The 12339-nt window shown below is 58.2% G+C and carries 5 protein-coding genes and 5 pseudogenes; 5 read left to right on the top strand and 5 right to left on the bottom strand.

Going from position 1 to position 12339, the window contains the following annotated elements:
* Nucleotides 1-7 precede the first annotated feature (7 nt).
* The gene (locus tag AC0V7N_RS38360) at nt 8-553 is read right to left on the bottom strand and encodes a nodulation protein NolB (RefSeq protein ID WP_496628146.1); all 546 of its coding nucleotides are present in this window, start codon (nt 551-553) and stop codon (nt 8-10) included.
* A 134-nt stretch (nt 554-687) separates the two neighbouring features.
* On the opposite strand from AC0V7N_RS38360, the gene AC0V7N_RS38355 reads away from it, so the two are divergent.
* From AC0V7N_RS38355 to AC0V7N_RS38345, 3 genes are all read left to right on the top strand, one after another.
* The gene (locus AC0V7N_RS38355; RefSeq protein ID WP_496628446.1) at nt 688-1392 is read left to right on the top strand and encodes a secretin N-terminal domain-containing protein; all 705 of its coding nucleotides are present in this window, start codon (nt 688-690) and stop codon (nt 1390-1392) included.
* 282 nt (nt 1393-1674) lie between these two features.
* Nucleotides 1675-3519 carry an HrpF/NolX family T3SS translocon protein gene (locus AC0V7N_RS38350; protein WP_496628145.1) on the top strand — a complete coding sequence of 615 codons (1845 nt, stop codon included), beginning with the start codon at nt 1675-1677 and terminating at the stop codon, nt 3517-3519.
* A gap of 149 nt (nt 3520-3668) precedes the next feature.
* Nucleotides 3669-4028 (top strand): hypothetical protein, encoded by a 360-nt coding sequence (locus AC0V7N_RS38345; protein WP_258581020.1) that lies wholly within the window; start codon nt 3669-3671, stop codon nt 4026-4028.
* Between the two features lie 346 nt (nt 4029-4374).
* Here the strand turns inward: AC0V7N_RS38345 and AC0V7N_RS38340 are convergent.
* From AC0V7N_RS38340 to AC0V7N_RS38330, 3 genes and pseudogenes are all read right to left on the bottom strand, one after another.
* Nucleotides 4375-4857, bottom strand: a pseudogene (locus AC0V7N_RS38340) (CpaD family pilus assembly lipoprotein); the annotation flags it as partial.
* A gap of 91 nt (nt 4858-4948) precedes the next feature.
* Nucleotides 4949-6411: pseudogene (locus AC0V7N_RS38335) on the bottom strand (type II and III secretion system protein family protein).
* A 27-nt stretch (nt 6412-6438) separates the two neighbouring features.
* Nucleotides 6439-7128, bottom strand: coding sequence for a response regulator (locus AC0V7N_RS38330; protein WP_183455245.1), 690 nt, complete (start codon nt 7126-7128; stop codon nt 6439-6441).
* A 748-nt stretch (nt 7129-7876) separates the two neighbouring features.
* Here AC0V7N_RS38330 and AC0V7N_RS38325 point away from each other — a divergent pair.
* Nucleotides 7877-8091 (top strand): annotated as a pseudogene (locus AC0V7N_RS38325) (coproporphyrinogen III oxidase); the annotation flags it as partial.
* A 470-nt stretch (nt 8092-8561) separates the two neighbouring features.
* Here AC0V7N_RS38325 and AC0V7N_RS38320 read toward each other — a convergent pair.
* A pseudogene (locus tag AC0V7N_RS38320) lies at nt 8562-9717 on the bottom strand (porin).
* Between the two features lie 1294 nt (nt 9718-11011).
* Between AC0V7N_RS38320 and hemN the strand changes: the two are divergent.
* Nucleotides 11012-12339: pseudogene (gene hemN, locus AC0V7N_RS38315) on the top strand (oxygen-independent coproporphyrinogen III oxidase).

Here is a 12339-nt window from a genome sequence, read left to right as displayed (position 1 = left end):
GCGCTGTTCATCCTTCTTTTATTAGTTTGTTCACTGATGAGGTGATGCCGCTGACACCTTTGGAAACAAGGGCAACCTGGGTGACGCCGTTGTAGAGATCCCGCAGACCAGCAACCATCGCTTCGAAGTCACCCCCTGCTCGCGGAACGTCCGACGTCCCCGTTGCCCCACCTTCGACCGGAAGCCTCTCAGCCGCACCCGGTAGAGCGCCCTTCGGAAGGGCTACCTGATGGTCGGGCGCGGCAGAAGTAACTGCATTGTCCCCGTGCATCGAAGAAATCGCCTGCAGCACGCGGTGTCCCAGTGGACTTGTCTGCGCAGTCGCGCGTTGAACATCCAAGGGGGAAGGAACAGGCGCCGCCGCAGCGGCATCGTTTTTCATCGAGGCAGCCGCCTGGGCTAGAGCGTGGTCAAACTGGGCCTGCTCGCCGAATGACGGTGAGCCAACCCTGGAGAGACTGTCAGTAACACTGGCAGGGATCGACGTGACAGGCATCATCATACAAGGACTCGATTGCTTCTCTTTAACGTGTGATGAGTCCAGCCGGTTCATCGCCCGCTGTTGAGTCAATCCCTTAGGGAGGCGAGCTGACGACAAGCTGACGGGAGCGTCGGTTGGTCACTTAAAGTCACTTTGACGACTTTGGTGACTTGTGAAAATTCCATCCTTTGGTTTATCAGGGCGAGATGCCAAGAACGTTCATACGATCCACCATCCTGCACAGCGTGAAAAGACTTCTCTGTGTCGGGTTTTTTCTCTCCGCCGGCATCCAAACAACTGTCGGCGCCCCCCTATCGCTTCCCTCGACACCCTATAGGTATACGGTTCTAGATCAGGATCTCACTGCCGCGTTGCAGGAATTCGGCAACAACCTGAACATCAGGGTCAATATCAGCGCCGAGGTGAAGGGGCGGATTCGCGGGCGTATGCCGGATTTGCCACCGCGCGAGTTCCTGGACCGCTTGACCAACCTGTACCATCTCCAATGGTACTATGATGGGCTTGTGCTCTATGTGTCCGCTGCAAAAGAAGCGCAAACTCGGATGCTTGTGCTCACTTCGGTTCGTTTCGATGCCTTCAACGGCGCCCTCGATAGGCTTGGCATCTCCGATGACCGCTATGTAGTGAGACCCACGCCCGGAAATGGCCTCGTCCTTGTTTCCGGTCCACCGCGCTTCATCGCGCTCGTGGAGCAGACGTTCAACGGCCTTGTGGCCGAGGCGCAGGCGCAGCCTCACGTCGCTGAGACGCCGCCAAGGGAATCGGTACTGATATTGTTTCGGGGTTCCTCCACCACGGTCGTCCGTAACGGACAACCGGAAGTCTCTTATTCTTCTGACGTGCCGCAAACGGATAGCGTTGCAGGGAAGCCTGAGCTGAGCCAGAGATGATCTAAGGAGACGCCGCAGCTTCTGGAGAAATCATCACGTCGGCCGCTCCTGATTGTGAATTCTTCTGAAATTCGTCAGTTTCTCGAAAGCTAAGCCGCTCATGATGGGAATCGGAAGCCCATGTCGCTGGCTTTTGGCTGGAATTGACCTTGGGGCTAACAACGAGCGGAGCAATTAAAGGCACTGCTAGGGGCCATCTTGGCGACCGGCCAACGCTCGGAACGTTCGTGAAACATTGGCTTACATGAGGCCTTTGTTGGGATTTCAACGTCACGTCTGAGGATGCACAATGTCGGCCAGCAACCTTTCATCATCCATCACCTCGAATCTCCACAGCCCGTACAGGCATGGTCGGGCCTGAAGCCTTCTGCCGCGGTATTGCAGACTCAGCAAAGCGCATCGTCCTTCGAGGCAATGCTGTCCACCTACTTGCTCGGAGACATGACCAATCCTGGCGCGCTCCGGGGTCCGCTGGCGCCGGATGTCGAATCGACGTTGGAAGATTTGCGGCAGCACCCATTGGACCTGCTGCCGTCGCATATGAAGGCGGCAATCGAATCGATGGATCAGGCCCCGCAGCCTCCTGCGATCGCCTCCGATTTCATATCGCCGGCTCCCGTGCCAAGCTCGACGATCACGTGGAACGGCGGCTCGCTAACCAAGGCCGAGTTGCAGATCGTGGCAGTGCTGAACCGTCACAAGGACCAATGCCCACTCAGTTGGGAGTCGCTTGGCGATAAAGCCAATGATCCCTCTACGCCGCCGGATCTGAAAGCGGCGATCGAAGGACTGCAGCAGGATCCCGAACTCTTTTACGCGATCGGATCGCAGGGCGATGGTCGCTGTGGAGGCAAGATCACGGCGAAGGATTTGTCTGGATTTTCCCACCATCACTCACAAGTTGCCGAATTTCAGGACCAGCAGGCGCAAAGCTACCAGCAGAACTACATTCCATCCGACAGCGCCGGAAATGCTCAGCCTTCGGTCATGACCTTGAGCGATGCATTGCGCGAGCTTTACCGGTACTCCGACGACCTGCCTAAGGATCTAAGCCTGGCTGATTTCAAGCGGATCGTCGACGGCCAAGCGAAAACCGGCAAATGTCCGCCTCAGGTCATTGCGGCTGCTCAACACTTCCTAAATCACCCGGATGCCTGGAAGCAGCTGTGCGGTGGTTCAGATACGGTCCATAAAGACGAGTTCCTCAAAGCCGCTACATCGTCAATGAGCCTCACGCAAACCGAGCTGAACACGCTCAAGATGATTAACAGCAATCAGCGCGCCTTCTTTGGGAGCGGTGACCTGACTCGTGACAAGCTGGCGAGCATGGCAGACGACAAGAGCCTCGATCCGAAGGTACGCCAAACGGCCTCGCAGTTACTCTCCGATCCGCTTTTGTTCGGTTTGCTGAACAATTCAATTACGGGCTATAAGACCCACAATGAGTTCTTCGACTTCGGCGGCGGGCATACGGTCGATTCCGGTAACATCAGCAAAAAAGACTTCGCGCAATTCTACGGCAACATGTCTGTTGCGAACAGCACCGTTCAGAAAACGAAAACCCATGTGCCTGAAGCCGCTGCAGAGCAGGAGGCCGTCGCGGACATGATGATGGGTGCGGCGGACCAGCCCGATATCAAGTCTTCCAAAAGGAACGGCGGGGCCTTCATCCACACAGTCGGCGACGTGCTCAAGGTGTACTCGACAGTGGTTGATTGGACTGCGACGGCGGTTGGTCTACTCAGCTTCATTCCGGCCGTGGGCCAAGTGGCCGATCTCGCATCGATGGCGCTTGCGTGCGAGGCGCAAGCGTTAAATGTTGTCCGTACAGCTATTACCGGAGGCAATATGAAGCAGGCGCTGCTAGAAGCTGGCCTCGGTGTCGCAGCGCAGGCGGTCAGTCTTGTCGCCGGCCCCCAGGTCAAACTCGCGATTCGCAACGGGCTCATCAGGAAGGCAATGGAAGAGGCTGCGACGGCCGGTATCAATCTGCCGCTTTCAACGGCGCAAACCTATGCAGAAGAGTATTTGAACAATCTGCAGGCACGCCTGAATGCGGAACCGATCCCCGCCGCAGGTATTCCTAGCCCGATCAGCACGCCGCAATTATCTCAGAACGTGGCCTGATAAACGGATTGCGCTTCCTCGGCGCGATCCCCCATCCTGCCAATCAGCGGCCGCGTAAACTTTGCTGCCGCGGCGCTATCGATCTGACCGGCGCGCCTGGAAGATCGCCAGATCGCCATCTATTCCAAAGTGTCTAGAGCAGGTCCGGCTTGATCCAGCTGACCTGCGCCTTTGAAGTGGTGTCACACCGGGCGGGTGAGAAGGAGAGCTCGACAAAAGAACCCGGCAGAGGGGATTGTGCGCGCCAAAGCAGAGCGATCATCAAGGCCCAATGCGACTTGGGTTTGACAACGCGTTCTCGATTGCGGCAGAAAATTAAGCGTGGCGCCGGCCAGCTCGGGCGCGCCGACGCACGGCGCCATCAAGCTGAGGCGCAGCGCCCGCTGAAGAAAGTGATCCTCCGGCGGCCATGGGGCACCGCCGGCCCCGCAACACTCGCCGCCTGGAGCACGGCGCCGCGCCATCTTGTTCGACACGAACCGGCCAATATTTGGGCGCCTGGCCATTGATCCAAGCGGTGGCACTTCAGGTACGCGAAGCTTAAAACGCCAACAAAGAGTCCGCTCAGTGCGCATGCCATCGTCTTGCCTCAAAAGGTGCCTTGGAGCGGATCCTCTCAACTCCGTTCACACCATCAGCGTGACAGTAGCGGCTGTCTCACCAAGGAAAGTCGCGAGCCTGCAACGTCCACTCAAGTGCGCCCTAGTGTGGTAAGGGGGCAGCTGTTTTCCATCTGGATCGTCGCAGGTCAACGACCTCGATGAGGCGATGATCCTGCGCCAAATCCGATGGGTCCGCGCGTAGGTGCTGGAGCAGCTGCCAGGGTGTACCAGGTAGAGACGAGACGACTTGACATCAGCCGTCATTGCCCTTCGCGAAGGTCCTGTATCTGGCTACTGGTACAGCCGCACGATCACCATCGCTTGGTTTGACAGCCTTGTTGTCGAGCAAATCGCGCGGATCGCTGACCATTGCCGCCAGGTTATGGCGTATCGAACAGCCAAGCGTCTGGTCGAAGGACTTGTCATTGAGTAAAGGGCCGGAATACGAAGGACAAACAGGAGGGCGGGCACGATAGACAATCGCCTCTATTCGCACTGCGCCGCCGTTGGTTTGGTCGAGCAAATGGATGTTGTAGGCGCCGATGCCCATCTGCCTGGCCTCATGGACGGCCTCTGCGCTGAGCCCGAACGCCCCGCTGATAAGGAGGTGAAGGGCATCGCGCCGGCCGTGACTTGCCGTTTCAAGGAAAACGCGCAAACGCCGCCGTTCGGAAGCGCGAAGGCTGTGTAACGTTAGTACGGTGGTCTCCTGCCCGATAAGGATCGGTGCCAATGGCTCGACAATCGGCGCGGTGCTTGTGCAGCCACTTACGCTTACCGTCAGAGTGACCACCAGACTTATGATCCGCAACGTCATTCGTAGACCGCTATTCAATGATAAAGCCGAGGCCGCCCTTAGCGCCTGACGCACCAGTGCGGGACTAGGGCGCTGGTCTCCTGGCGGACTTGCCAACGAATTCGTCAGAGTGGCCCCCTGGTCCAAAGGCGACCCCATCCGGTCCGTCGGTGCGCTCATCTGGTTGGGGTTCGATCCTGGCCTTACGATGTAAGGCGTCACCAGAATAACCAGTTCCGTCTCTTGCTTTTGAAATGAGGACGAACGAAACAGGGCGCCAAGGACCGGCAACTCGCCCAGCCAAGGAAAAACACTGATATCAGTGTTGACGCTCCGCCTGATGAGTCCACCAATCGCGAAGCTCTGCCCGCTGGCGAGTTCGACGACCGTGTCGGCACGGCGGGTGGAAATTGCCGGCACGGAGATGCCGTTGATTTGAACAGCCCCTTGAGACGATAGTTCGCTGACTTCCGGCTTTACGCGAATATTGATTTGGTCGTTGTTGAGAACGGTTGGCACGAATTCTAGGCTGACGCCGAAGTGACGGAATTCAACCGAGACTTGCCCCTTGTCCTGCAAGACAGGGATGGGAAATTCGCCCCCGGCCAGGAAGCTGGCAGTTTCACCTGACATAGCGGTGAGGTTTGGCTCGGCCAACACGGAAGCGATGTGCTCCTCGGCGAGCGCATCGAGAACCGCGCCGACGTTCACAGCACCATTGTCGAATCCGATTTCTGCTGTACCGCCCCCATTCGCCGCACCAGCGCCAGCACCTTTGCCGCTTAATAGACCCACTTTGAAATTGCCGACTTGACCGAAGGCGGACAGGTTAATGCCGAGTGCCTTCATCGCGCTACGGGAGACCTCCGCTACGCGGACACTGAGGTTAACCTGCAAGGATCCAGCGACCTTGATGTTATTGACGACCTGCGCACCGTCCCCGAGAAATTGCTCAGTAACTCTTTTCGCCGTGTCGACGGTCTCGGCATCGGGCGCTGTACCGCTTAAGATGGCACCGCGCGGCGTATAGCTGACTCGGATCGGATAGTCGCCGACCTGGTCCCTCAACATGGCGCGCAGTTCCCCGATCGGTTGCGTGACGACGATACGAAACTCAGCGAGAGCCTCGCCGTTTTCGTCCAGGGCGAATAGGCTCGTTTGCCCGGATTTCTTGCCAAATACGAAGATGGTTTTACTTGAGGGTGCCTGATAATCGGCGATCGCCGGGTCGGCAACAAAGATAGTCGCGGCTGCCGCGGGCAAATGAACTGTCTTGCCGAGCGAAGAGGAAAGGTTCAGCGTGGCGTTGATGCTGTTGGAAGCGGCACGCGGTGCCGCTTGAACCTGCTTGTTCTGGGCAGTGGCGGGAAGGGGAGAAAACAAAATGAGCGCGCAGAGGACATGGCTCAAGTAGCGCGAAAAAATAGGTCTCTGGCCGACGATGAGCGGCGGCCGCGGATCAGTGCCCGCATGACCAGTTGGAATGATTTTCAAGGCAGTCTTTTCTTTCAATTCGACCAACTATGCGGATGTCGCGCTAGTCGGACATTCGAGAATGTAACCAATGCCGCGCACGGTCTTGATCCGTGGCGTTGCACCTGACCTATTGAGATGTCCGCGTAAGCGATAGATTCCGACTTCAAGCGCGTTGGCAGATACTTCATCGTTGAACGAATAGAGGTGATCTTCCAAGTGCGCACGCGGCACGATGCGGCCTGCACGGTTGAGCAGATGCTCTAGAATACATAGTTCACGGCGTGCGGCCATCAGCGGATGACCAGCAACGGAAACCTGACGGCCGATCGGATCGAAGTGGAGATTGCCAAATACGATGATCGGGTCGGTCATCTGTGTCGACCGGCGCAGAACAGCTCGCATTCTGGCGATGAGTTCGTCCGTAAACACCGGCTTGACCAGAAAGTCGTCCGCGCCACCATTGAAAACCGCAATTCGCTGCTCAAGATGGTCGATGTTGCTCATCACGACGGCAGGAACTGAATGTCCGTCGCTCCTTAGCTGCCTCAGCCAATCCAGACCATCGCCATCCGGCAGAACCAACTCCAGCAGAAGAATTTCATAGCTCGCGCAACAAAATGCACTCGACGCCTGTTCCAGTGTACCAACGACGTCAACGGCGAAACCGCTATCGCCGAGCGCAACTCGCACGGCGCGCGTAAGATCCGCATGATGGTCAACGAGCAGCGTTCGCATTTCATCTCCTATCAAGGTAGGACAGGTGACCGACCGCTATGGGATGGTGCGACAGCAGAAGTCGCGCAACTCGTCGCAGTATTCGTAACCCTCTCTCCGACGGGTAATCGCAGGAGCGTGGAAGCCGCACTCCTGCAATAGGCGGGGATGGAACATGTGAAGACGAGTTGACGGGCCGAAATGCCGCTTGGTCAACCCAAAATGCCACAACTCCGCCTGCAATTTCTCTGCGCATCGTCCACCTACGTGCGGCCCCTGCATTCGTTAGGCCGAGGTCGCCCCGAGAACCCCATGATTCCGTGGCTACGAAGGGTTAGCTTTCGAGAAGTGACTTGAACAATCGAATGTTCGGATTGTAGGTATACACATAATGGATGCATTCGCATTTCAGCCAGGCGCGGCGAGTCGCACGCTGCCCTGCCGGTGGCATGATGTGTTCGCACCGAAGGGCGGGCCCGATCAAGCTCATCTAGGGTGACACGCCGCGGCCAGAGGCTGATGCTCGTGCCGCGGCCGGGAGCTTGCGCTCGGGTCATCAGAGCGTCGAGAGCGGCGATCACTGACCAGGCTGCCGCTCCATCTGAGCGCGGAGAAGCCGGCTCTGGTGGTTTCAAGGCGACCTCGGTGACCGTTTCTGACCAAATATCGAGAGGCCCGCCTGCCTTGGTACACCATCTATCCGACTGTGCCGGAGTTCTCCGCGGCGGTCAGTGCCAGGGCTCATGGTCAATGCCAGGGCTCATGGTCAATGGCTGAGGGACCTGCCGGCTCAGTGTCGCTCTATCTCCACATTCCGTTCTGCCGATCGGTGTGCTGGTATTGCGGCTTCCCTACCACCATCACCCGCCAAGCCAAGATGCGGCGGTGGTGCGTGACGAGATCCGTTTGGCCTCGGAGCAAACACCGCAGCCGCTGCCCGTGAGCGACGTCCATTTCGGCGGCGGAACGCCGGCGCCGCCTGGCGCTATGGCTGCAGCGGCGACTAAGATCCGTAGCACTGGCATCGTTCACTGGCACGAACAGGAACTCGGCTGTGTCGTTACCGTCTGATTATGGGCGACCCGCTGGAAGCGGCTTCTCTGGCCAACCGATTGTCTCCTACGGCGCGCTGTGCTGCGCAGCGGCGTCCCGAACGGGACGGGCCTCCACGCCGACCGCGTCTTCCGGTTGAGCAGCAAGGGCAAATTCTCGCCTGAGTATCACGCGCAGCAGGAACTTCTAAATGAACCAGTACAGCACCGGTCGTCAAGATCGTGCTGCAAAGCAACCAGAGCAACACGGGGTTTTAGAATTCCTGGGACTGAGCTGTCGCACTATCGGCTGAGATCCCGCAATTTCGAGTTCCTCATGCCCCTGCTAACACTCGCTTTCGCTCACACGGACGCGGCAATAGGTCCACTCAATAGGACACCGAGATGCAACTTTTCAGTCCGTTAGAATGAGTATTGGAAACGGACGATGCCGCCGACGCTGTTCTTTTTGTCGGCGTTAGTCCAATTCACGTTGGAAGGGTCGACCATGCCGACGCCGAAATTGCCGTAGTGATAATGGTCGACTTCGACCGTCGCTGTAAAACCTGGTACGACCGTATAGGCGACGTTGGCAGCCAGACCATAGTTCTTGAACTGATCGCCCGATAGTCGCAGGTTCAACGACGTCTTCTCGTTTAGCAAATAGGCGCCGCCGACCCAGAAGGCCCAGTTGCCCCCCCCACTGCTTGTAGAAACCACGACCGTGGGCGTCGATGAGGTTAGTGGAGTCATCGTTGAGCTTGCCGTTGGAACCGTAGCCGACCATTCCGAATAGTGAAAGTTCGCTGGTGACATTCACGTCAAGGCGGACCTTGCTGGCCACCGACCCGTAATTGCTATCATAAGCGACAACGCCAGTGATCGCGCCCCAGCCTTGCGTATACCTCATGCCGCCGACGATGTGCGGAACATAGCTGTCGATAGTACCGACTGCGCTCGAGCCTTCCTCGAGTGAAACTAAAGTCGAAAGGCCATTGCCGGCGTCGAAGTAGTACTGAATTACGTTGGTGTCAGCGTCGCCGTAAGGAGCAAGCTTGCCATTGAGAACGTTGCCGGCGTGGCCAATAAAGGTGTCGAAGGCCGACCAGTCCTTACCAACTCGCAGGCCACCAAGCTGAACCCAGGCGAAAGTCAACATGACGTCACTGTTGAAGGCATAGTTCTGAGGACTATCCGGACCCGGATAAATGTTGCGGTTGCCGAAGTTGAAATGGGTTTCGGAATAGGTCTTAAAGGTGCCGAGTTCGGTCTCCTGGCCCGTCCAGGTTTTTAATGCCAAGCGCGTGGTGTTCCACCATGTTCCCCGATCCTCGCCAGTTCTCACAGCTGAAATTCTTGCGCCGTCATTCGAGCCGAGGTCGCCGGCGCCGATGTCATAACGAACATAGCCGCCAATGCGCAGGCAGGTATCGGTGCCGGGAATGTAGAAGTAGCCAGCGCCGTAGACGTCGCAGATCTTGACGTGTTCAGCGGGTCCCAGCTCGGCGTCGGCGCCGCGCGCACCGGAAATTGCGGTCAGGGCCGCAGCGGAGCCGACAAGAAGGCTATTGATATTCATTCTTGATCTCCATTCAAAGATTAAAAGGGGGCGGGCGACCAAGAATGAGCCCTTCACCAGTCCCTTGTTCGAAGGAGAATGGCATAGCGCTGCTTCTCCGCCATTATCCGTCACACTGATCTGGGTCGGCGCCCTGCGCTCGACGCGACTCGTCAGCCTAAATCGTCAGTTGGCCCGTGGAATCGCATTTCTGAGCCATGGCCATAGTCATCTCCGCTATTGTCGGCAGACCGTCACAACCGCTTTCGGAGTCGATTGTGCAAGTCACGTGCCACGCTGAAGACGTGAGTTGCGGGCTGACCCTCAAATTGGCCAGTCTCATTCGCGTCGCGTTTCTTGTTTTTGGGCGTCAGGCTGAGCACGAAGGGCAAATGTTTGGAATCTGGTTTGTTTGTTCGATATGCGACAGTTTCGTTCAATGGTGACAGCATTTGTTCGGCTTGGAACCTCGGGAGACATCATTCGGCGGAACCGCTCGATGATCAGACGAGACCCGACTGACCCTGACACAATCCACGAGCAAGGTCGGGCACGCGATTGTCGAAGGACGGCCGGGCCGGTTGGGCGGAGGGCCGCGCCTAATCAGTATGAAGCCGGCCATGATCGCGTGGAAACCAGTCCGGACAAGGTGATTTCGCAGATCTGGGAAGACCGACGCGAACCGTTGTAAACCGCCTCTGGATCGCTGGCCGGGATGGCCCGTTCGGTTTTTGCAGCAGCATGCGAATTCTCGGTGCGATTGTTCAGACCGTGTGAGAACGATGTTCGACTTGCGGCACCACCTGGCGCTTTGCCGATGCATCGATCATCGTGCGCCTTGGGCGCGGTCCTTTTATCGGCAATCAGGTAAGCAGGTGCGTGGCAGCTTCGGCATTGCGGCGGCCTCGATAATCCCGTCGCATTCCCGTCCTGATCAACGCGCGACCACGAGCTCATCGAGATGTCAGACGGTCTCTATAAGCCTCAACCAGCAGCCGGCGAGCAAAGTCTCGTACTTCGTCAGGATTGGGCATGCCGCGCCACCAACGTTTCATCTAGGCGCCCGGCTGAAAATGAGAGCGGAAGTAGAGCCGAACGGTGTGGGCGATGGTCTCGGGGGAAGCGATAGCGCCGTAGCTAACCGGCTAGGTGTTCATACCATCCCACGGAGACTCATCGGCGGTGGCATCGCCCCGTGAGCATTGACACTGGCAAAAGGCAAATTGCGGCGAAAAGCGGAACGGACTGACATAGCGCAAAGACACAGGAGAGCGCAGCGGTAAGGATGACCGTTATCAGCATGGGACGGTAACTGTTGCAGACTTCGTTTCTGGCCAAATATCGCGAGGCCCGCCTGCCTTGGTACACCATCTATCCGACTGTGCCGGAGTTCTCCGCGGCGGTCGGTGCAGAGGCTTATGCGGAATGGCTCAGGGACCTACCGGCTGACGATCCGGTGTCACTCTATCTCCACGTACCATTCTGCCGATCGACGTGCTGGTATTGCGGCTTCCCTACTACCATCACCCGCCAAGATGCTCCGATTCTCAAGTATCTGGCGGTGGTGCGTGACGAGATCCGTTTGGTCTCGGAGCAACCGCCGCAGCCGCTGCCCGTGAGCGACGTCCATTTCGGCGGCGGAACGCCAACCCTCATCGGGCCAGCGGAGTTCTTGGCCATCATGGAGTGCCTACGCCGCCGCTTCGCGTTCAGGAAGACGACCGCCGTTGCAGTCGAGATCGATCCGCGCACGTTCACGGCCGAGATGGCCGAAGCCTTAGCAGCAGCTGGCGTGAACCGCGCCAGCCTCGGCGTGCAGAGCTTCGATCCCATTGTTCAAAAAGCGATCAACCGGGTCCAGAGTGAGGCGCAGACGGCGGCTGCCGTCGAAATGCTGCGCCGGCATGGAGTAAGCCGCATCAACTTCGACCTGATCTTCGGTCTCCCGCATCAGACGGTGCGGTCCTGCGTCGAGACCGCGACGGCGGCGGTCGCCATGCGCCCCAACCGGCTTGCGGTGTTCGGCTACGCGCACATTCCATCCGCTATAAAGAATCAGCGCCTGATCGAGGAGACAGCGCTGCCGGTCAGTGCTGCCCGTGCCGAACAGGCTGCGGCCGTGGCCGAGACGCTGGTTGCCGCCGGCTACCGAGAGATCGGGCTCGACCATTTCGCCTTGCCCGACGACGAACTCGCGCTGGCGCAGAAAACCGGCGCCTGCGGCGCAACTCACTGGGTTACTCGGCCGATACCTGCAAAACCCTGATCGGTTTCGGCGCGTCGGCTATCGGGCGCGTCGGCGAGGGTTACGTCCAGAACGAGGTCACACGGGATTGCTACAGCCGTCATATCGTAGCTGGCCGTCTGGCGACGTCACAGGGCTATCGTCTCACCGACGAAGACCGCGTGCGAGCCGCAATCATCGAGCGGCTGATGTGCGATTTGGAGGCCGATGTGCCGGCAATCTGTGCCGCCCACGAATTTGATCCGATCCGTTTTCTCGATTCCGCCGAACGCTTGGCGATGCTGGTCAAGGACGGGATCGTCGACATCGAAGATGGTATCATCCGCGTGCGGCAGGAACATCGCTTTGTGATTCGCGCTGTTGCTGCCGCCTTCGATGCCTTTCTCGCAAATCGCTGA

The sequence above is a fragment of the Mesorhizobium kamtschaticum genome (assembly GCF_056174585.1).
The sequence above is the reverse complement of the archived record's forward strand: the minus strand, read 5'-3'. Positions and strand labels throughout refer to the sequence as shown.

Excerpts from the sequence above, each read along its gene's own strand:
- AC0V7N_RS38360 (WP_496628146.1), bottom strand. The coding sequence starts at position 553 with ATGAACCGGCTGGACTCATCACACGTTAAAGAGAAGCAATCGAGTCCT.
- AC0V7N_RS38355 (WP_496628446.1), top strand. The coding sequence starts at position 688 with ATGCCAAGAACGTTCATACGATCCACCATCCTGCACAGCGTGAAAAGA.
- AC0V7N_RS38350 (WP_496628145.1), top strand. The coding sequence starts at position 1,675 with ATGCACAATGTCGGCCAGCAACCTTTCATCATCCATCACCTCGAATCT.
- AC0V7N_RS38330 (WP_183455245.1), bottom strand. The coding sequence starts at position 7,128 with ATGCGAACGCTGCTCGTTGACCATCATGCGGATCTTACGCGCGCCGTG.